A 20701-nucleotide genomic window follows, 5' to 3' on the forward strand; every position below is an offset into this window, starting at 1 on the left:
GTGGGGGGGCCGGCGGGGGGCGGGGGCGCGCGGCCCCCCCCCCCCCCAGCCCCCTCGCCCACCCCCGTGCACGTATGGCGGTGCGGGGCAATCGTCGCTATGGCGACTATCGCCACTCACAGGGGTCAGCGGCCGGTGAAGCTCGCCTTGCCCGGGCCGTTCTCGATGAAGGACTTCATGCCGATCGCGGCGTCGTCACTGGCGAACACGCCCGCGAACAGCTCCGACTCGATGTCCAGGCCGGTGCGCAGGTCGGTGTCCAGGCCGCCGTCGATCGCCTTCTTCGCGGCGGCGTAGGCCAGGGCGGGGCCCGAGGTGAACTGCGAGACGTACTCGACGGAGCGGGTGTACACCTCGTCGGCCGGGACGACCTCGTCGACCAGCCCGATCGCCAGCGCCTCCTGGGCGTCGACGAACCGGCCGGTGTAGATCAGGTCCTTCGCGCGCGACGGGCCGATCAGCCGCGCGAGCCGCTGGGTGCCACCGCCGCCCGGGAAGATGCCGAGCAGGATCTCCGGGAAGCCGAGCTTGGCGTTGTCGCCGACGATGCGGCGGTCGGCGCCGAGGGCGACCTCGAGGCCGCCGCCGAGCGCGTAGCCGGTGACCGCGGCGACCGTCGGCTTCGGGATGATCGAGAGCGCGCCGAGGCCAGCGGACAGCGCGCGGGCCTGCGGGGCCATGTCCGAGTAGGACATGGTCGCCATCTCCTTGACGTCGGCGCCCGCCGCCAGCGTCTTCTCGCCGCCGTAGACGATCACCGCGCGGACGTCCGCCCTGGTCGCGGCCTCCTGCGCGACCTGCAGCAGCTCCGCCTGGACCTGCCGGTTGAGCGCGTTCATGGGCGGCCGGTCCAGCCGGATCGTGCCCACCCCGTTGTCGACCTCGAGCCTCACGAATTCCGTCACGCCCGGACCCTAACCCGCCGTCCGGGCCCCGGGCCCCGTCCGCTCACCCGACGGGGAGGCCGGATCAGGCCCCGGGTCAGCGCAGCCAGGCGGTGTACCGCCCGCGCCGGCGCTGCACCGCGAGCGGCAGGCCGAAGGTGGCGGAGAGGTTCTCGTCGGTGAGGACGTCGTCGAGCAGGCCCGCGGCCACGACCTTCCCGCCGCGCAGCAGCAGGCCGTGCGAGTAGCCCGGCGGGATCTCCTCGACGTGGTGGGTGACCAGCACCGACGCCGGCGCCTCGGCGTCGAGCGCCAGCGTGGAGAGCCGGGAGACGAGGTCCTCCCGGCCGCCGAGGTCGAGACCGGCGGCGGGCTCGTCGAGCAGCAGGAGCTCCGGGTCGGTCATCAGCGCGCGGGCGATCAGCACCCGTTTGCGCTCGCCCTCGGACAGCGTCCGGTACTCGCGGTCGGCGAACCCGGCCATGCCGAGCTGCTCGAGCAGGTGCTCGGCGCGGTCGGTGTCCAGCGAGTCGTACCGCTCCCGCCAGCGGCCGAGGACGCCGTACCCGGCGCTGACCACGACGTCGGACACCACCTCGTCGCCCGGGATCCGGATGCCGAGGTTCGCCGAGGTCAGGCCGATGCGCGGGCGCAGCTCGAACACCGCGACCCGGCCCATCCGCTCGCCGAGGACGTGGACGGTGCCGGCCGTCGGGTGCATCTCGGCGGCGGCGAGGCGCAGCAGGGTGGTCTTGCCGGCGCCGTTGGGACCGAGGACGACCCAGCGCTCGTCGAGCTCGACCTGCCAGTCGACCGAGTCGAGCAGCACGGTCTTCCCGCGCCGGACGCTGACCCCGTCCATGTGGATCACGAGATCGGACAGATCGGGTGTGACGCTCTGCACTGAGGTTTCTGCGCCGGCGGGCGATCCGGGGGAACTCACCCCCTTATCCTCGCCGATCGTGCCTGTCTTCCCGTTGGGTGCCCACGTCGACGACACCGGGGCGCGCTTCGCCGTCGCCTCGACCAGCGCGGACGCCGTCGAGGTGTGCCTCGTGGACGGTGCGCCCGGCGAGCTCGTCGAGCGGCGGGTGGAGCTGACAGAGCGGACGTTCGGGGTGTGGCACGGGCACGTGCCGGACGTGCGGCCGGGACAGCGCTACGGATTCCGCGTGCACGGCCCCTACCGCCCGTGGGAGGGCCACCGCTTCAACCCCCGCAAGATCCTCGTCGACCCGTACGCGCGGCGGATCGACGGCCGCGTCACCGATCTCGACGCCGCCCGGGGCTGGGTCGACGACCCGATGACCGGCCCGCCGAGCACGGCCGACTCCCTGGGCGCCGTGCCGTTGTCCGTCGTCGAGGGGCCCGACAGCGCGCCGCTGCCGCCGCGTCCGGACGTCCCGTGGTCCGAGACCGTGATCACCGAGCTGCACGTGAAGGGCTACACCGCCAGACACCCCGAGGTCCCGCCGGAGCTGCGCGGCACGTACCTCGGGTTGGCGCACCCGGCCGTCGTCGAGCACCTCCAGCGCATCGGGGTGACCGCCGTCGAGCTGCTGCCGGTGTGCGCGAGCGCCTCGGAGCCCGCGCTGCTCGAGCGCGGCGCCCGCAACTACTGGGGCTACTCCACGCTCGGCTTCCTCGCCCCGCACAGCGGGTACGCGAGCACGCCCGGCGCCGAGACCTCCGAGTTCCGGTCCATGGTGGACGCCCTGCACGCGGCGGGCATCGAGGTGATCCTCGACTTCGTCCCCAACCACACGTGCGAGGGTGGCGTCGGCGGCGTCACGCTGTCCTACCGCGGCCTCGACGCCCGCGCCTACTACTCGCTGGGCGGTCTCGGCCACGACGCCGACATCACCGGCACCGGCAACACCCTCGACGCCGGCTCCCCCACCGTGATCCGCCTGGTGTGCGACGCGCTGCGGCACTGGGTCACCCGCTACGGCGTCGACGGCTTCCGCATCGACCTCGCGTCGGTGCTCGGCCGGCCGCACTCCGGCCCGTTCGACCCGAACTCCGCGCTGCTCACCGCGATCGCGCAGGACCCCGTGCTCTCGACGTGCAAGCTCGTCGCCGAGCCGTGGGACGCCACCGGCGAGGGCTACCGGGTCGGCGGCTTCGGCGTCGCGTGGTCGGAGTGGAACGGCCGCTACCGGGACGCCGTGCGGGACTTCTTCCGCGGCCACGGGCACATCGCCGAGCTGGCCTCGCGCGTGACCGGCAGCTCCGACCTGTACGCGCTGTCCGGGCGGCGGCCCTGGGCGTCGGTCAACTTCGTGACCGCGCACGACGGCTTCACCCTGCGCGACCTCGTCTCCTACGAGCGCAAGCACAACGAGGCCAACGGCGAGCAGAACCGAGACGGCACGGACGACAACCGCTCGCAGAACTTCGGGGTGGAGGGCGAGTCGTCGTCGCCGGTCGTCCGGGCGCGGCGGCGGGCGACCGCGCGGGCGATGCTCGGCACCCTGCTGCTGTCGATCGGGACGCCGATGCTCCTCGGCGGCGACGAGCGCTGGCGGACCCAGCACGGCAACAACAACGCCTACTGCCTCGACGACGAGACCACCTGGGTCGACTGGTCGCCCGACGAGCTCGACCCCGGGGCGGCGGAGGCGATGACCCGCTTCACCGCGCGGGTCGCGGCCATCCGCCGCTCCTCCCCCGCCCTGCACCGCGACCGCTTCCTCCGCGACGAGGAGGTGCGGTGGTGGCACCCCTCCGGCCGGGCGCTGACCCACGAGGACTGGCACGACGCCCACGCCCGCTCCCTCGGCCTGCTCGCCGGGGAGTGGCTGTTCCTGCTGCACGCCGGCGGCTCGGGCGCGGCGTGCGTGCTGCCGGGCGGCGGCTCGCCCCTGGTCCAGGTGCTCGACAGCACGAGCGAGGACGGGTGCCCGGTCTCGGAACGGCCCCTTCGCCCACGCAGCACCATCACGCTCCCGCCGCACTCGCTCCTGCTGTTCCGGCGCATCCCGGGCTGACCGCGCGGCCGGTCGGCCGCACCCGCCGGGCGAACGGCCCAACTTCGGCCCCCTTCCGTTTGCCCCTCCGGACCCGTCGGGCATCCGCGCCCACGCCGCCCGGGTGGGCGGGTCGCGGCGGCCACGGGTCCGCCGCGCGAGCAGGAGGAGGACCGCGTGGTGACGACGGGACGACACCTCGGCCGCGGGCTCGCGGTCGGGGCGCTGGTCGGCGTGACGGGCAGGCTCTTGTTCGCGCACCGGCGGCCCCGTCCGGCGTGGTTGACGCCGGCCGTGGGCGCGAGCGCAGCCCTGCTGGGGATGGTGGCGGCGGCGCGGGCGTCCCGCACGACCGGTGGGGAGCGGCACGATGGCTGACCCGACGGGGTCCCCGGACCTGGCCGACATCAGCGGCTACATCATGCTCGGCAGCAAGAAGCTGACGCTGCGCATCCGGATCGAGGAGACGGGTGAGGCGCAGGTCGACGCCGACCTCGAGGGCGGGGCCGCTGCCTCCGACGACGAGGCCACCCCGGACGAGCTCGAGGACGAGGTCGCCCCCGAGGACCTCATGGACGAGGACACGGAGTCGGAGGAGCCGGAGGACGAGTACGAGGACTCCGACGAGGAGTCCTACGACGACCGGTCCTACGAGGACGAGTCCGACGAGGACGAGCCCGACGGCGAGGCGGCTGACGACGAGACCGACGAGCTCGACGAGGCCGACGGCGAGCTCGACGAAGCCGACGACGAAGCCGAAGGCGAGGCCGACGACCTCGGCGACGAGGAGGAGGCCGGGTACGACGAGGCCGACGACCTCGACGGGCCCGAGGACGAGCCGGAGGACGACGCCGACGAGGGGGCCGACGAGGGTTCCGCCGACGAGGCCGAGGACGAGCTCGACGAGGACGAGGAGGAAGCCGGGTACGACGACTCCGACGAGCCCGAGGACGACGCCGACGATGCTGACGAAGCCGACGAGGTGGCCGACGAGGACTCTGCCGAGGACACCGGCGAGGACTCCGCCGAGGACACGGAGGAGGCCGCCGAGGACGCCGAGGACGCCGAGTACGACGAGCGGGACGACGCGGAGTACGAGTCGGACGAGGACGTCGACGAGGCTGACGACGAGGACCGCGGAACCGCCGACGACGACGACTTCGACGAGGACGAACTCGTCGATGAGGACGAGCCCGCCGACGAGGACGAGCCCGCCGAGGACGACGAGCTTGTCGACGAAGACGTGGACGAGGACGCCGACGAGGAGGACTACGCAGCGGAGGACGAGGTCGAGGACGATGCCGACGACGGCGCGGACGACGGCGCGGACGACGGCGCGGACGAGGAAGCCGACGGCGGACCCGACGACGAGGCCGAGGACGCCGACCGCCCCGTCGACCACGACGCCCCCTCCGAGGACGAGCTCCGCGATCTCCTCACCCCGCGCACGCGGCCGTCGCGCGTGACGAGCCAACGGGCTCCGGCGAGCCGCGGGGCACGGGCGCAGCGCAGCGGCGGCGGGTCGTCCGGACGCAGCGGCAAGGAGCGCACCGCCCGCCGGCGCGGCCGGGGTTCGGAACCGGACTGAGAGGTGCAGGGCCGTCCGGCCGAGCCTACTTGTGGCGATCGCGTGTATCCGCTGGGCAGGACGGACGCCATCGTCGCGAGGGGGTGTGTCGGTCCGCGCGGTCGGGTACGAGCGCAGGACGCTGCACCCAGGGCGGTGCGTTCCCGGCCGCCCGCCGTCGACGATGCGGAGGTGACCCGTGGCCAGACGCACGAGCGACCGTGAGCGCGAGTTCGCGCTGGCCCGCGTGATCGCGATCGTCAACGACAAGGGCGGGGTGGGGAAGACCTCGATCGCCGCGAACCTGGGCGGGCAGTTCGCCGGGGCGGGCTACCGGTGCCTGCTCGTCGACCTCAACCGACAGGCCAACCTCGCCGACGACCTCGGCTACCGCGGCTCGGAGTTCGACGACGAGGGTGCCGGCCTGCTCGGCTCGATCATCGCCCGGACCCCCCTGCGCCCGGTGCAGGACGTCCGGCCGCAGCTCGACGTGGTGTGCGGCGGCGCCCGCCTCGAGGACCTGACGCCGGTGATGGTCTCCCGGCTCCAGAACCACGGACGAGAGGCCTTCCGGGTGCTGGGCGACGTGCTCGCGCCGGTCGCGCGCGACTACGAGGTGGTGTTCGTCGACTGCCCGCCGGAGTCGACGATCCTCACCGATCTCGCGCTGGGGTCGGCGCGCTGGGTCCTGATGCCCACGAAGTCCGACCTGGGCGGGCTGCTCGGCATGACGCTCGTCGCCGAGCGGTTCACGCTCGCTCGCGAGATCAACGCCCGGCTCGGGCTGCTCGGCGTGGTGCTGTTCGCGACCGGCAGCCGGGCGCGGGCGGTGCAGGGCGAGGCCCTCGCCGCGATCGACGAGGCCTTCGGCGGCTCCTCGCCCCGGTTCGAGACCAGCATCCGGCACGCCGAGCGCACGGCCCAGGACGCGCGGCGGCTGGGCAAGCTGGCCCACGAGCTCGAGGTCGAGGCGGCCGCCCAGCCCGCCTGGTGGGAGGAGCTGCGCACGGGCACCCGGACGAAGCGGATCTCGGCGACGGCCGCGAGCGTCGCGGGCGACTACCGGGCGCTCGGTGTCGAGGTGCTGTCGGCGCTGCAAGCGGCAGAGGAGGCCGAGCGTCCGCGCACCCGTCGGAAGGCGCGGGCATGAGCCGCCCGACCCGGGACCTCTCCTCGGCCTTCGGGTCCGCGGCCGCCGCCCTGCGCCCCGCGCGACGACGGCGCCGCCCCGCCCCCGACGCCGCCGAGGGCACCGTGACCGACACCGAGGACGAGACCGCCGCCGACACGGACACCGACACGGCTCCCGACACCGACACGGCGCCCGACACCGACACGGGCACAGAGACCGACACCGAATCCGACACGGAGACCGACACCGACAGCGAGCCGGACACGGACACCGCCGACCGGAGGAGCGATCCGATCCCCACCGACGACGACAGGACCGACCACCGCACACGCACCGAGGACGGCTCCCGCACGAACGGCCGCTTCCCCTCGCGAACGGGCACGACCCGTCGTCAGGAGTGGAACGGCCGCCCGGTGCCACGCCGCACCCGGCAGCGGACCGAGCCGACGCCACGCCGGACCCGCTTCGGCGAGGTGCGGCTGCGCGACGCCCGGCAGCTGGACCTGCTGATCCTCGCGATCGTCGAGGACCGGCCGGAGAACGGGCGCGTGGTGCACCACCTGCTCCGCGAGCGCAGCGACGGGGTGTTCCGTCCCTCCCTGCAGGGCACCTACCACCGCCTCCACCGGCTGAAGAACGACCGGCTGATCGCGCTCGGCCCCGCCCGGCGGAACTACCGGCTCACCCCGCTCGGCGAGCGGATCCTGGAGGCGCGCCGCCGCGAGTGGGCCGCGTTCCGGCACGGGTTCGACAAGGTGCTGGGGAGCCCGGACGCGGCGTCCGGGTCCCGCTGATCCACCTTCCGGCAGTGGAACGTCCGGAAACCGAGCGTTCCGCTGCCCGGCCGTGGATCAGCGCGGCGACCGGTGACCACGGCGCACCTCGGGACGTATCCTCTCGACCATGCCGCGCTACGAGTTCCGCTGCCGCGAGTGCACCACGACCTTCGAGGTCGACCGCCCCATGGCCGCGGCCTCGGACCCGGCCGCCTGCCCGCACGGCCACAGCGACACCGTCAAGCTCCTCTCCACCGTCTCGCTCGGCGGCCGCGCCGGCGGCGCCCCCGCGATGGCCCCGATGGGCGGCGGAGGAGGCTGCTGCGGCGGGGCGTGCGGCTGCGGCTGACCCACCCCGGGGATCACCGCGGGATCAGCGTGTTCTGCCGCGCCACGATCCACCACCGCCCTTGCTCCCGCACGAGCACGTAGAGCGCCGACATCGCGTGGTCGAGGTCGATCGGGGCGCCCCCGGCGTCGACGGCGCGGGCCAGCTTGCGCACGAGGGCGACGTCGGGCCGCACGAAGGTGACGGCGTCGATCTCGTAGCGGGCGTACTGGTCCTTCAGGAAACTCGTCACCGCCTGCGCGTGCACCTCACGCAGCGCGTCGAGGCCGGCGGTGGCGCGACCGTTCACGCCCACCGCGACGGCGTTCGCGGCGAAGTGCCGCGTCATCAGCTCGGCGTCGTTGGTGTTCAGCCCGGTCTCGACGTCGGCGATCACCTGCCGGAGCGCGGTCAGGTCGGCGGCGTGGTCGGCGTCGTCGGACACCGTCGGAGCACTCGTCACGGAGGTCATGCCGACACCCTCGGACCTCGACCCGACTCGAGGTCAACCCCTGCCGACGTGCACGAACGGCGCTCTCGCTCACGAGATATGAGCGAGAGCGCCGTTCACCGGTCACACGGGGGTCAGGCCAGGACGACCTTGCCCAGCTCGGCGGGCGAGGCCAGCAGCGGGTGCTGCGGGAGGACCCGGACCGTGTAGCCCGCGAGCCCCGCGTGCGGCAGCGGGACCACGGCCTCGAACCGGTCCGCGCCGTCCGTGGCGCCGATGTGCTTCATCGCGACCCGGACCGTGTCGTCGAGCTCGTCCGCCTCGTCGACCCGGCCGACGATGGCCTCGACGATCACGTCGTCGGGCGAGAGGCCGCCGAGGTCGACGGCGGCGCGCACGGTCATCGGTGCGCCGACGACCGGGGTGTCCGGCAGGCCGGACGCGTCGACCCCGGTGACCTGCACCTTCGTCCACGAGGTGTTCAGCTTCTCGCGGTAGGCGGCGATCTCCTTCGCCCCGGCGTAGTCCGAGCCGGTGACGGTCCGGGCGGCCTCGGCGGCGGGCGCGTACCAGTTCTCGACGTACTCGCGGACCATCCGGGTGGCCTGCACCTGCGGGCGCAGCGTCTCCCAGGTGTGCCGGACCAGCCCGGTCCACTTCGGCGGCACTCCCGAGTCGCGCTCGTAGAACGCCGGGGCCACCTGGGTGGCGAGCAGCTCGTAGAGCGCCTGGGCCTCGAGGTCGTCCCGCTTGTGCGGGTCGTCGATGCCGTCGGCGGTGGGGATGGCCCAACCGTTGCCGCCGTCGTAGAGCTCGTCCCACCAGCCGTCCCGGATGGAGAGGTTGAGCCCCCCGTTGAGCGCCGACTTCATGCCGGAGGTCCCGCAGGCCTCGAGCGGGCGCAGCGGGTTGTTCAGCCAGACGTCGCAGCCCCAGTACAGGTAGCGGGCCATCGACATGTCGTAGTCCGGCAGGAACACGATGCGGTGCCGCACGGCCGGGTCGTCGGCGAACCGGACGATCTGCTGGATCAGCGCCTTGCCGCCGTCGTCGGCAGGGTGGGACTTGCCGGCGACGATCAGCTGGACCGGGCGGTGCGGGTCGAGCAGCAGGTCGCGCAGCCGGGCCGGGTCGCGCAACATCAGCGTGAGCCGCTTGTAGGTCGGCACCCGGCGGGCGAAGCCGACGGTGAGCACCTCCGGGTCGAAGACGTGGTCGGTCCAGCCGAGCTCCGGCGTCGACGCGCCGCGCTCCAGCCAGGCCGCCCGGACGCGGCGGCGGACCTCGTCGACCAGCCGGGCGCGCAGGGCGTTGCGCAGGCCCCACAGCTCGGCGTCGCCGACGTGGTCGAGCGAGGTGCCGGGCTCGCCGATCAGGCCGGAGACCTCGGCGGCCTCCCAGGTGTGCCCGTGCACGCCGTTGGTGACCGAGCCGATCGGCACCTCCTCGGCGTCGAACCCGCGCCAGAGGCCGCCGAACATGCCGCGCGAGACCTCGCCGTGCAGCTTCGAGACGCCGTTGGCCCGCTGCGCGAGCCGCAGCCCCATGTGCGCCATGTTGAACATGGCGGGGTCGTCCTCGGCGCCCATCGCGAGCAGCCGGTCGGCCGGGAGGCCGGGCAGCAGCGCGTCGGTGAGGTAGCGGCGGACCAGGTCGAGCGGGAAGCGGTCGATGCCCGCCGGCACCGGGGTGTGCGTGGTGAACACGGTGCCGGAGCGGACCGCGGACAGCGCCTGGTCGAAGTCGAGGCGCTTCGCCGTCTGCAGCTCGCGGATGCGCTCGAGGCCGAGGAAGCCGGCGTGGCCCTCGTTGGTGTGGAAGACCTCGGGCTCCGGGTGACCGGTCGCGGCGCAGTACGCCCGGACCGCCCGGACGCCACCGACGCCGATCAGGATCTCCTGCTTGATGCGGTGGTCCTGGTCGCCGCCGTAGAGCCGGTCGGTGACGGTCCGCAGGTCGGCGTCGTTGGCCTCGATGTCCGCGTCGAGCAGCAGCAGCGGCACCCGACCGACGGCGGCCTGCCACACCCGCGCGGCCAGCGTGCGGCCCTCCGGCATGGCGACCTCGACGATCACAGGCGCCCCGTCGGCCCCCGTGAGGAGCTGCAGCGGCAGGCCCTGCGGATCGAGGACGGGATAGTGCTCGAGCTGCCAGCCGTCGAGCGAGAGCGACTGGCGGAAGTACCCGGACTGGTAGAGCAGCCCGACGCCGATCAGCGGCACCCCGAGGTCCGACGCGGCCTTCAGGTGGTCGCCGGCCAGCACGCCGAGGCCGCCCGAGTAGTTCGGCAGCACCTCGGACACGCCGAACTCCATGGAGAAGTAGGCGATCGCCGCCGGGAGCCCCTCCTCGCCCTGGTACCAACGGTCCTCGGTGAGGTACCGCTCCAGGTCGGCGGCCAGGCCGGCGACGGTCTGCACCAGCTCGGTGTCCTCGGCCAGCTCGGTCAGCCGCGCGGTCGGGATCTCGCCGAGCAGCCGCACCGGGTCCTCACCCGAGCGCTCCCACGCGTCGGGGTCGAGCGTGGCGAACAGCTCGCGGGTGGCCGGGTGCCAGCTCCACCGCAGGTTGGTCGCCAGGGTCTGCAGCGGGGCCAGCCGTTCGGGCAGCTGTGCACGGACGGTGAAGCGGCGGAGGGCTCTCACGGGGGCGGAGACTAGTACGGGATCGGTACGGTGACCGATCCAGCGGGTGTCACGAGCCCTGCTGCTCCAGGCGGTCGAGCACCTCGGCGGCGCTGAAGGCGGTCGAGCCGGAAGGACTCCGGGCCCAGTGCGTGGACCCGGTTCTCGGCGAAGGCCGGCAACGACCCGAGCACCGGCTGGGCGGTCCGGTAGCCGGCCACGTCCTCGTCCGTCGCGTTGACGAAGAACAGGGAGGCGTCGCCGAAGACGCCCGCGTTCTCCCCCGCCACCGGCACGACGTCCCGGCACACCTCCGACCCGCCCAGGCCCGACGCCCCGCTCGGCGCGACCGCCTTGAGCCGCAGCCCCAACCCGGCCAGCAGCGTGCCCTGGGCCGACTCCGCCGTGAAGACGGTGAACCCGTTGTCGGTGACGGTCACGGCCACGGCCTCGCGGCTCGTGTCCAGCCCGGCGCCGACCGCGGAGGCCCGGGCCGTGTACTCCTGCTCGGCCGCGGTCGCCTCGGCCACGCGCCCGAGGTCCCGGCCGAGCTGCGCGGACAGCTCCTGCCAGGAGAGCCGGCTGTGGTCGAGGACGATCGTCGGTGCGATCGCGCTGAGCTGCGCGTAGATCTCGGGCGTGACGGCGTCCGCGCCCACCGCGCTGCCGACGATCACGTCGGGCTGCCGGGCGGCCACCGACTCGACGCGCACGGTCGGGCCGCCGAGGCCCGTGACTCCGCGGTCGACGGCCTGGCCCGCCCACTGCAGGAAGAAGCCGTTGGTGTCGGCGACCCCGCCGGGCCGGGTCGTCCCGGTGCCGACCACGGGCACGTCGAACCCCGCCTCACCGCCCTGCTCGACGAGGCCGCCTCGGCCGAGGGCCTCACCCCGCTCCAGGCCCGGTTCCTCCGGACCCTGCGCGACCCCGTCCCCCAGGGCCGGCTGGCCGCGGCGCTCGGCATCGACCCCGCGCGGGTGTCCGCGCTGACCCGCGAGCTGGCGGAGCGCGGTCTGGTCGAACGCGTGCGGGCCGACGGGGACCACCGGCAGCGGGTCACCCGGCCGACGCCCGAGGGCGAGGCCGCCGTCGCGCGCGTCGGCGCCCGGCGGGCGGCCGCGACGCCGCTGACCAGGGCGCTCGATCGGGTGGACCGCGAACGGCGCGCCGAGCTGCTCGAACGGGTGGTCTCCCACCCGGTCGCACCAGCGGCCGGTCACGCTGAGCAGCCGGGCCGACCGCTCACCGACGGCGGGTCGCCGGGCGGTCACGACGGCTCGGTGAAGAGCATGTGAACCCGTGTCGCCACGCCCGTCCCGTTACGCGCAGCGGTGGACGGGGTAGGTACGGTTGTGACGCACACGATGGCGGGGCTTCCGTGTGCGCAATCCGACGACGAACGCGGGGGTGCTGTCGATGACCGGTCGGCTCGGGATCGATGACGTCAGTCCCGCGGTGGGCGACGGCCGTCATCCCAGCAAGGCCGTGGTCGGCGAGGTGATCCCCGTCCGCGCCACGGTGTGGCGCGAGGGGCACGACGCCGTCGCCGCCAACGTGGTGTGGAAGCGGCTCGGCTCCACCGCGCAGGCCGAGCACGTGCGGATGCTGCCCGACGGGGTCGGGACGGACCGGTTCGTCGCCACCGTGGTGCCGGACGAGCCGGGGCTGTGGACCTTCCGGGTGGACGCCTGGAGCGACCCGTGGGCCACCTGGCGGCACGCCGTCGAGGCCAAGCTGAAGGCCCACCAGACCGCCGACGAGCTGGCCAACGACCTGGAGACGGGCGCCCGGCTGCTGCAGCGCGTGGGGCGGCGGCCCAGCGAGCGCGCCAACCGCGACCTGCTCTTCGGCGCCGCCAACGCGCTCCGCGACACCGCCCTGCCGCTGCACGCCCGCGTCGCCCCGGCGATGTTCCCGGCCGTGCACGCGATCATGACCGAGCGCCCGGTGCGCGAGCTGATCACCCGCGGCCGCACCCAGCAGGTCTACGTCGACCGCGAGCGCGCGCTGTACGGCTCCTGGTACGAGTTCTTCCCCCGCTCCACCGGCGGGCGGGACGAGACCGGCCGCGCCGTGCACGGCTCGTTCGTCACCGCCGCCAAGGAGCTCGACCGGATCGCCGCCATGGGCTTCGACGTCGTGTACCTCCCGCCGATCCACCCGGTCGGCACGGTGCACCGCAAGGGCCGCAACAACTCCGTGCACGCCGAGCCCGGCGACGTCGGCTCCCCGTGGGCCATCGGCAGCGCCGACGGCGGGCACGACGCGATCGACCCCGAGCTCGGCACGATCGACGACTTCGACTCGTTCGTCGCCCGCGCCAAGGACCTCGGCATGGAGGTCGCGCTCGACTTCGCGCTGCAGTGCGCGCCCGACCACCCGTGGGTCCAGGCCCACCCGGAGTGGTTCACGGTGCGCCCGGACGGGTCGATCGCCTACGCGGAGAACCCGCCGAAGAAGTACCAGGACATCTACCCGATCAACTTCGACAACGACCCGGCCGGGCTCTACGCCGAGGCGCTGCGGGTCGTGCTGCACTGGGTCGAGCACGGGGTCCGGATCTTCCGGGTGGACAACCCGCACACCAAGCCGCCGAACTTCTGGCACTGGCTGATCTGGCAGGTCAAGGCGCGCTACCCGGACGTGCTGTTCCTGGCCGAGGCGTTCACCCGCCCGGCCCGGCTGTTCGGGCTCGCGCGGCTGGGCTTCACCCAGAGCTACACCTACTTCACCTGGCGCACGGAGAAGGAGGAGCTGACCGAGTTCGCGCTCATGCACGCCGAGCGCGCCGACGAGGCCCGGCCGAACCTCTTCGTCAACACCCCGGACATCCTCCACGAGTCGCTGCAGACCGGCGGCCCGGCGATGTTCGCGATCCGCGCCGTGCTGGCCGCGACCATGTCGCCGACCTGGGGCGTGTACTCGGGCTTCGAGCTGTTCGAGGGCACCCCGGTCAAGCCGGGCAGCGAGGAGTACCTCGACTCGGAGAAGTACGAGCTGCGCCCGCGGGACTTCCAGGCCGCGCTGAACGAGGGGCGCTCGCTCGAGCCCTTCCTCGGCCGGCTGAACGAGATCCGCCGCGCCCACCCGGCGCTACAGCAGCTGCGCGAGATCCACTTCCACGAGGTGGACAACCCCGAGCTGCTGGTCTACTCGAAGACGGACCCGGCGAGCGGCGACACGGTGATCGTGGTCGTCACGCTCAACTCGCACGAGATGCGCGAGGGTTTCGTCCGGCTCGACATGCCGGAGCTGGGCATGGACTGGCAGGACCAGTTCACGGTCACCGACGAGATCACCGGGGACATCTTCCGCTGGCAGGAGCGCAACTACGTGCGGCTGCAGCCGCTGGAGAACGTCGCGCACATCCTGCGCGTGCACCGGGGCTGAGCCCTTCCCCTTCTCGACGACGCCGGTTCCGCGTTCCGCGGGGCCGGCGTCGTCGCGTTCCGGCCCGAGGACCCGTGGCTCGTCGGCCGGAAACCGACGAAACCTGATATCACTTTGCTATGGTGGGTATGTCACGAAAGGAGCCCGCCCGCCATGCCCGACTCCCCCGCCGCCCCGACCGTCCTCCCCGCCCCCGACCTGCCCGACATGCCCGAGCCGCGCGTCGAGGAGAGCCCGCTGTCCGGGTCCGGCGGCTTCGGGATGCTCGCGGTCGTGGTGGTGCTCGTCCTCGGCGGGATCGCCCTGCTCGCCCTCACGGGTGTGCTCGGTCCGCTCGCCGCCGGGCTGGGCGCCACGGCACTCGTCATCGGCCTCGTCCTGGCCTGTGGGCTCACCGCCGTCGCGCCCGGCGAGGCCCGCGTGGTCCAGCTGTTCGGCCGCTACCTCGGCACGATCCGCACCAGCGGGTTCCGCTGGCTGAACCCGTTCACGCAGCGGCGCAAGATCTCCACCCGGATCCGCAACCACGAGACCGAGCCGGCCAAGGTCAACGACGCGGACGGCAACCCGATCGAGATCGCCGCGGTCGTCGTCTGGCAGGTCCGGGACACCGCGAAGGCCAGCTTCGAGGTCGACGACTTCGTGGAGTTCGTCGCGATCCAGTCCGAGACCGCGGTCCGGCACATCGCGACCAGCTACCCGTACGACAACCAGGGCGCGCCCGGCCTCTCCCTGCGCGACAACGCCGACGAGATCACCGGGCGGCTGTCGGCGGAGATCGCGGCGCGGGTCGAGTCGGCCGGTGTCGCGGTGATCGAGTCCCGCATCACCCGGCTCTCCTACGCCCCCGAGATCGCGCAGGCGATGCTGCGCCGCCAGCAGGCCGGTGCGGTCGTCGCGGCGCGGGAGCAGATCGTCGAGGGCGCGGTGGGCATGGTCAAGCAGGCACTCGACCGGCTCAGCGAGCAGGACGTCGTGGACCTCGACGAGGAGCGCAAGGCGAGCATGGTCAGCAACCTGCTGGTGGTGCTGTGCGGTGACCGCGACACCCAGCCCGTCGTCAACACGGGCTCGCTCTACTCGTAACCGGATGCCCTCCGAGCGCAAGAAGATCCTGTTGCGCCTCGACCCGGCCGTGCACGACGCGCTCGTCCGGTGGGCCGACGACGAGCTGCGCAGCACCAACGCCCAGATCGAGTTCCTGCTCCGCCGGGCGCTGGCCGATGCCGGCCGGCTGCCCGGGACGGCGGCGCCCATGCGCCGCCCCGGGCGGCCCCGGCGGGAGGAGCCCGGGCCCGACGGCGACGAGCGGCCCGACGCCTGAGCGCGCGACCGAGAGGAGACCCCCGTGCCGACCACCCCGATCTCCCTGCCGGAGCGGCTCTACCTGCTCAGCTACGACCCGCAGCGCAGGCGGTTCACCGGCTCCGGCGAGCGCGGCCTGCTGCTGCGGGCCGCTGCGCTGACCGAGCTGCTGGCCGCGGGCGCCCTGCGCGACGACGACGGCAGGGCCGTCGCCGTCCCCCACGTGCGGCGGTGAGGGCCTCGACGTCGACTCCCAGCACGCCGCCACGGTCGCGGCGTCGTCGGGTGGCGGCGGGGGTGGCTGAGGTCAGTTGACCCGCTTCTCCCGGCCCTTCCAGAACGGCTCGCGCAGGACGTACTTCTGGACCTTCCCGGTCGCGGTGCGCGGGAGCGCGTCGGTGAACTCCACGCGTCGAGGACACTTGAACCCGGCGAGCTGCCCGCGGCAGTGGGCGACGAGGTCCTCGGCGGTGGTGTCCCCGCCGTCGACGACCACGATCGCGGTCACGAGCTCGCCCCAGGTCTCGTCGGGGACGCCGATGACCGCCGCCTCGCGCACGGCGGGGTGCGTGGTGAGGACGTCCTCCACCTCGATCGACGACACGTTCTCGCCCCCGCTGACGATCACGTCCTTCTTGCGGTCGGAGATCGTGAGATAACCGTCGGCGAGGCCGCCGCCGTCGCCGGTGTGGAACCAGCCGTCCGCCAGGGCGCGCGCCGTCTCCTCCGGCTTGTCCCAGTACCCGTCGAGGTTGTGGTTGGTCCGGGTGAGCACCTCGCCGTCGTCGCCGATCCGGAGCCGGACGCCCAGCGCGGGCGCCCCGGCCCGGCCGAGCCGGCGGGCCTGCCGGAGCGGGTCGAGGCCGCGCCACTCGGCACGGATCCGGTTGACGGTCAGCAGCGGGGAGGTCTCGGTGAGCCCGTAGATCTGGATGAACTCCCAGCCCAGCTCCTCGTGCACCCGCTCGATCAGCCGGGTCGGCGGCGGCGCGCCGGCCACGACCGCGCGGACCCGGCCGCGCCCGGGGACCGGCCCGTCCCACGTCGACGCCGCGTCCAGGACGGCGTTGACGACGGCGGGTGCGGCGCACAGCAGCGTCACGTCGTGCCGGTCGATGCGCCGGAGGATCTCGGCGCCGTCGACCTTGCGGAGCACCACGTGCCGGCCGCCGACGCCGGTCAGCGCGTACGGCAGGCCCCATCCGTTGGCGTGGAACATCGGCAGCGTGTGCAGCAGGACGTCGTCGTCGGTCAGGGCGAGGTGCAGCCCGAAGACGACGGCGTTGAGCCACAAATTGCGGTGGGTGAGCTGCACGCCCTTCGGGCGCGCGGTCGTGCCCGAGGTGTAGTTGAGGGTCGCGGTCGCCGACTCGGGGACGGGGCGGTCCGCCGGCTCCCGGGTGCTGCCGAAGAGCGTGTCGTCGTCCTCGCCGAGGACCAGCACGTGCTTGGCGGTCGTGGCCTCGCGCAGGTGCGCGAGCTCGGGGTCGAGGAGCAGGACCTCGGTCCCGCTGTCCCGCACGATGTAGTCCACCTCGGGCGCGGTGAGCCGGAAGTTGACCGGGACCAGGATGCGGCCCCGGCCGGACACCCCGAAGAAGGACACCAGCATCCGTGCCGCGTTCTGGGACACGATCGCCACGCGGCCGCCCGCCGGCACACCGAGCTCGTCGAGGCCGGCGGCCTGGGCGCGGGCCAGCCGGGCCAGGTCCCGGTAGGTCACCGACCCCCAGGACGGCGCCGGCTGCCGGGGCTCGTCGACGACCCCCACGCGGTCGGGGTACACCAGCTCGGCCCGGTCGAGGAAGTCCCGGACGGCCAGGTCGACGAACATCGCGATCACATCCCTCTCGTCGTGGGCCACCGACGCTGGCGCCGCCGTCCGCACCGCGGCCAGGGCCGGACGGCCCGGAGGTCCGGGCGCGCTCCGACCTGAGAAACCGGGCCGGCCCGGATAGAGTCCGCAACCGATGAGTGAGACGGTCGAGACCGACAGCGGCGAGCTCGTCGTCAACGAGCCGGACGCCGACGACTACGGGCACGCGCGCGCCCTCGAGGTCGACACCCAGTGGTTCAAGACGGCGGTCTTCTACGAGGTGCTCGTCCGCGCGTTCAACGACTCGAACCGGGACGGCTTCGGGGACCTGCGCGGGCTCACCGAGAAGCTGGACTACATCCAGTGGCTCGGGGTGGACTGCCTCTGGCTGCCGCCCTTCTACGACTCCCCGCTGCGCGACGGCGGGTACGACATCCGCGACTTCCGCGCGGTGCTGCCCGAGTTCGGCACCGTCGAGGACTTCGTCGTGCTCATCGACGAGGCCCACAAGCGCGGGATCCGCGTGATCACCGACCTGGTCATGAACCACACGTCGGACCAGCACCCCTGGTTCGAGGCCTCCCGCCGCGACCCCGAGGGCCCGTACGGGGACTTCTTCGTGTGGTCGGACGACGACACGCGCTACCCCGAGGCGCGGATCATCTTCGTCGACACGGAGTCGTCGAACTGGACCTACGACCCGGTGCGCGGCCAGTTCTACTGGCACCGCTTCTTCTCCCACCAGCCGGACCTGAACTACGACAACCCGGCCGTGCAGGAGGCGATGATCGACGTCCTGCGGTTCTGGCTGGACCTCGGGATCGACGGCTTCCGGCTCGACGCCGTGCCCTACCTCTACGAGCGGGACGGCACGAACTGCGAGAACCTCACCGAGACGCACGGCTTCCTCAAGCGCTGCCGCAAGGTGATGGACGACGAGTACCCGGGCCGGGTCATGCTCGCCGAGGCCAACCAGTGGCCGTCGGACGTCGTGGAGTACTTCGGCGACCCGGAGGTGGGCGGCGACGAGTGCCACATGGCCTTCCACTTCCCGCTGATGCCCCGCATCTTCATGGCGGTGCGCCGGGAGAACCGCTTCCCGATCTCGGAGATCCTGGCCCAGACCCCGCCGATCCCGTCGGGCGCGCAGTGGGGCATCTTCCTGCGCAACCACGACGAGCTCACGCTCGAGATGGTCAGCGACGAGGAACGCGACTACATGTACGCGGAGTACGCCAAGGACCCGCGGATGAAGGCGAACATCGGCATCCGCCGCCGGCTCGCCCCGCTGCTGGAGAACGACCGCAACCAGCTCGAGCTGTTCACCGCGCTGCTGCTGTCGCTGCCCGGCTCCCCGGTCCTGTACTACGGCGACGAGATCGGCATGGGCGACAACATCTGGCTCGGCGACCGCGACGCCGTCCGGAGCCCGATGCAGTGGACCCCGGACCGCAACGCCGGCTTCTCCATGTGCGACCCCGGCCGCCTGTACCTGCCCGTGATCATGGATGCGGTCTACGGGTACCAGGCCGTCAACGTCGAGGCACAGTCGAACTCGTCGACCTCGCTGCTGCACTGGACCCGGCACATGATCGAGGCCCGCAAGCGCCACCACGCCTTCGGCCTCGGCGACTTCCACGAGCTGGGCGGGTCCAACCCGTCGGTGCTGGCCTACACCCGCACGCACGGCGACGACACCGTCCTGTGCGTGAACAACATGAGCCGGTTCCCGCAGCCGGTCGAGCTCGACCTCTCGGCCTGGGAGGGGCACGTCCCGCACGAGCTCACCGGCGGGGTGCCGTTCCCGCGGATCGGCCAGCTACCGTACCTGCTCACCCTGCCCGGGCACGGCTTCTACTGGTTCTCGATCAAGCCCGCGGAGGACACTGCATGACGGCGCTCGCCGAGGAGCTCCCGGCCCATCTGCCCGACTACCTGGCGCGCCAGCGCTGGTTCCCGGCGAAGGGCCGGCCCGTCGAGTCCGTCGCCGTCGCCGGCTCCACCCCGCTGATCGGCGAGGGTGAGCTGCTCCTGGACCTGTGCCTGCTCCGGGTGACCTTCGCCGACGGCAGCGCGCCGGAGCACTACCAGCTGCTGGCCGGGCGGCGGTACCAGCCGACGCCGGACCTCGAGTACGCCACGATCGGCGCGGTCGGCGACCGGATCGCCTACGACGCGATGTGGGACCACGATGCCACGGCCTTCCTGCTCGACTCGATCCGGGAGGGTCGCACGTACGGCGACGTCCGGTTCGTGCCCGAGCCCGGCGCCGAGATCCCGTCCCGCGTCTCCGGCCGGATCCTCGGGGTGGAGCAGTCGAACACCTCCGTCGCCTACGGGGACAAGAGCATCTTCAAGTTGTTCCGCCGGGTCGCGCCCGGGCTGAACCCGGACCTCGAGCTGCACCGCGCGCTGCGCGCCGAGGGCAGCGAGCAGGTGGCGTCGCTGCAGGGCGCGGTCGAGGGCACGCTGGACGGGCTGCCCGCCACGCTCGGCATGCTGCAGGACTTCGCGTCGAACTCCGCCGAGGGCTGGGCGATGGCGCTGACCAGCGTGCGGGACCTGTTCGCCGAGGGCGACCTGTACGCCAACGAGGTCGGCGGCGACTTCGCCGGCGAGGCGCGGCGGCTCGGCGAGACCGTCGCCGTGGTGCACAAGGAGCTGGCCGCGGCGCTGGGCACGGGGACCCGGGACGCGGACGAGCTGCGGGCCGCGCTCACCGCCCGGCTGACCGAGGCCGCGTCGCAGGTGCCGGCGCTGGGCGAGCACGTCGACGGCATCCGTGCGGTCTACGACGCGCTGACCGGTGAGATCCCCACCCAGCGCGTGCACGGCGACCTGCACCTCGGCCAGACGCTCCGCACGCCGCGCGGCTGGCTGCTCATCGACTTCGAGGGCGAGCCCGCGGCGCCGCTCACCGAGCGGACCCGGATGGACTCGCCGCTGCGGGACGTCGCCGGCATGCTGCGGTCCTTCGACTACGCCGTCTACCACCAGGTCACGCTGGCGGACGGGGACGAGCACGAGGAACAGCAGCTCTTCCGGCGCGCCGACGAGTGGGCGGTGCGCAACCGGTCCGCGTTCTGCGACGGCTACGCGTTCGGGGCCGGGCGGGACCCGCGCGCCGAGGCCGCGGTGCTGCGGGCCTACGAGCTCGACAAGGCGGTGTACGAAGTGGTCTACGAGACCCGCTCCCGCCCCACCTGGGCCGGCATCCCGCTCACCTCGATCGCGCGGCTGGTCGAGGAGGCACAGGACAAGGGCGTCGACACCGCGGACCCGGAGTCCGACCCGCACATCTCGCTGTAGAGAGCTGCAGGAGAGGTTCGGCCGACGAGGTTTGACCTAGGCCGTGTCTCCCGACCCGCCACCACCGCTCCCGGCGCCCACGCCGTCCCCGCCGGCGTTGCCGGGCCACCCGAATACGCCCGGTATGAGGGCGGCCCGGCGGCCTTGCCG

19 protein-coding genes are annotated in these 20701 nt (G+C 73.2%); 13 read left to right on the forward strand and 6 right to left on the reverse strand.

The window, feature by feature from the left end; genetic code table 11:
* Window positions 1-125 precede the first annotated feature (125 nt).
* The gene (locus AB0B41_RS37130) at window positions 126-905 is read right to left on the reverse strand and encodes an enoyl-CoA hydratase/isomerase family protein (RefSeq protein ID WP_358211724.1); all 780 of its coding nucleotides are present in this window, start codon (window positions 903-905) and stop codon (window positions 126-128) included.
* 76 nt (window positions 906-981) lie between these two features.
* On the reverse strand, window positions 982-1746 hold the full coding sequence (locus AB0B41_RS37135) for an ABC transporter ATP-binding protein (RefSeq protein ID WP_358211725.1): 765 nt from the start codon (window positions 1744-1746) through the stop codon (window positions 982-984).
* Between the two features lie 100 nt (window positions 1747-1846).
* Between AB0B41_RS37135 and glgX the strand changes: the two genes are divergently transcribed.
* The 6 genes from glgX (at window position 1847) to AB0B41_RS37165 (ending at window position 7677) form a co-directional block, all read left to right on the forward strand.
* Window positions 1847-3874, forward strand: a complete 2028-nt coding sequence (glgX, locus tag AB0B41_RS37140) for a glycogen debranching protein GlgX (protein ID WP_358211726.1) — start codon at window positions 1847-1849, stop codon at window positions 3872-3874.
* A gap of 159 nt (window positions 3875-4033) precedes the next feature.
* Window positions 4034-4231 carry a hypothetical protein gene (locus tag AB0B41_RS37145; protein ID WP_358211727.1) on the forward strand — a complete coding sequence of 66 codons (198 nt, stop codon included), beginning with the start codon at window positions 4034-4036 and terminating at the stop codon, window positions 4229-4231.
* Complete coding sequence (locus AB0B41_RS37150; RefSeq protein WP_358211728.1) at window positions 4224-5441, forward strand: hypothetical protein; 1218 nt, start codon at window positions 4224-4226, stop codon at window positions 5439-5441. The genes AB0B41_RS37145 and AB0B41_RS37150 overlap by 8 nt, the downstream gene beginning before the upstream one ends.
* Window positions 5442-5619: 178 nt before the next feature.
* Window positions 5620-6570 carry a ParA family protein gene (locus AB0B41_RS37155; protein WP_358211729.1) on the forward strand — a complete coding sequence of 317 codons (951 nt, stop codon included), beginning with the start codon at window positions 5620-5622 and terminating at the stop codon, window positions 6568-6570.
* Window positions 6567-7346: a helix-turn-helix transcriptional regulator gene (locus tag AB0B41_RS37160; protein ID WP_358211730.1), complete on the forward strand. Its 780-nt coding sequence runs from the start codon at window positions 6567-6569 to the stop codon at window positions 7344-7346. The genes AB0B41_RS37155 and AB0B41_RS37160 overlap by 4 nt, the downstream gene beginning before the upstream one ends.
* Window positions 7347-7455: 109 nt before the next feature.
* The gene (locus tag AB0B41_RS37165; RefSeq protein WP_358211731.1) at window positions 7456-7677 is read left to right on the forward strand and encodes a zinc ribbon domain-containing protein; all 222 of its coding nucleotides are present in this window, start codon (window positions 7456-7458) and stop codon (window positions 7675-7677) included.
* Between the two features lie 13 nt (window positions 7678-7690).
* Here the strand turns inward: AB0B41_RS37165 and AB0B41_RS37170 are convergent, their stop codons facing one another.
* From AB0B41_RS37170 to AB0B41_RS37180, 3 genes are all read right to left on the reverse strand, one after another.
* The gene (locus tag AB0B41_RS37170) at window positions 7691-8128 is read right to left on the reverse strand and encodes an SgcJ/EcaC family oxidoreductase (protein ID WP_358211732.1); all 438 of its coding nucleotides are present in this window, start codon (window positions 8126-8128) and stop codon (window positions 7691-7693) included.
* A 113-nt stretch (window positions 8129-8241) separates the two neighbouring features.
* Window positions 8242-10752 carry an alpha-glucan family phosphorylase gene (gene glgP, locus AB0B41_RS37175; protein WP_358211733.1) on the reverse strand — a complete coding sequence of 837 codons (2511 nt, stop codon included), beginning with the start codon at window positions 10750-10752 and terminating at the stop codon, window positions 8242-8244.
* Window positions 10753-10763: 11 nt separating this feature from the next.
* Window positions 10764-11564: an ABC transporter substrate-binding protein gene (locus AB0B41_RS37180; RefSeq protein WP_358211739.1), complete on the reverse strand. Its 801-nt coding sequence runs from the start codon at window positions 11562-11564 to the stop codon at window positions 10764-10766.
* Window positions 11565-11648: 84 nt separating this feature from the next.
* Between AB0B41_RS37180 and AB0B41_RS37185 the strand changes: the two genes are divergently transcribed.
* The 5 genes from AB0B41_RS37185 to AB0B41_RS37205 all read left to right on the forward strand — a co-directional run bounded on the left by AB0B41_RS37185 (window position 11649) and on the right by AB0B41_RS37205 (window position 15661).
* Window positions 11649-12026, forward strand: a complete 378-nt coding sequence (locus tag AB0B41_RS37185) for a MarR family winged helix-turn-helix transcriptional regulator (protein ID WP_358211740.1) — start codon at window positions 11649-11651, stop codon at window positions 12024-12026.
* 121 nt (window positions 12027-12147) lie between these two features.
* Window positions 12148-14121, forward strand: a complete 1974-nt coding sequence (locus AB0B41_RS37190) for an alpha-1,4-glucan--maltose-1-phosphate maltosyltransferase (RefSeq protein ID WP_358211734.1) — start codon at window positions 12148-12150, stop codon at window positions 14119-14121.
* Between the two features lie 207 nt (window positions 14122-14328).
* Window positions 14329-15207, forward strand: coding sequence for an SPFH domain-containing protein (locus AB0B41_RS37195; RefSeq protein WP_358211741.1), 879 nt, complete (start codon window positions 14329-14331; stop codon window positions 15205-15207).
* A 4-nt stretch (window positions 15208-15211) separates the two neighbouring features.
* Window positions 15212-15445 carry a hypothetical protein gene (locus AB0B41_RS37200; protein ID WP_358211735.1) on the forward strand — a complete coding sequence of 78 codons (234 nt, stop codon included), beginning with the start codon at window positions 15212-15214 and terminating at the stop codon, window positions 15443-15445.
* Window positions 15446-15469: 24 nt separating this feature from the next.
* The gene (locus tag AB0B41_RS37205; RefSeq protein ID WP_358211736.1) at window positions 15470-15661 is read left to right on the forward strand and encodes a GPP34 family phosphoprotein; all 192 of its coding nucleotides are present in this window, start codon (window positions 15470-15472) and stop codon (window positions 15659-15661) included.
* Between the two features lie 72 nt (window positions 15662-15733).
* Here the strand turns inward: AB0B41_RS37205 and AB0B41_RS37210 are convergent, their stop codons facing one another.
* Complete coding sequence (locus AB0B41_RS37210) at window positions 15734-17260, reverse strand: AMP-binding protein (protein ID WP_358211742.1); 1527 nt, start codon at window positions 17258-17260, stop codon at window positions 15734-15736.
* Window positions 17261-17396: 136 nt separating this feature from the next.
* Here AB0B41_RS37210 and treS point away from each other — a divergent pair, with 136 nt between their 5' ends.
* Both treS and AB0B41_RS37220 read left to right on the forward strand, forming a co-directional pair.
* Window positions 17397-19136 (forward strand): maltose alpha-D-glucosyltransferase, encoded by a 1740-nt coding sequence (treS, locus tag AB0B41_RS37215; RefSeq protein ID WP_358211737.1) that lies wholly within the window; start codon window positions 17397-17399, stop codon window positions 19134-19136.
* Complete coding sequence (locus tag AB0B41_RS37220; protein WP_358211738.1) at window positions 19133-20551, forward strand: aminoglycoside phosphotransferase; 1419 nt, start codon at window positions 19133-19135, stop codon at window positions 20549-20551. The genes treS and AB0B41_RS37220 overlap by 4 nt, the downstream gene beginning before the upstream one ends.
* Window positions 20552-20701: the final 150 nt, after the last annotated feature.

The organism is Pseudonocardia sp. NPDC049154 (genome assembly GCF_040648315.1).
Classification (GTDB): domain Bacteria; phylum Actinomycetota; class Actinomycetes; order Mycobacteriales; family Pseudonocardiaceae; genus Pseudonocardia.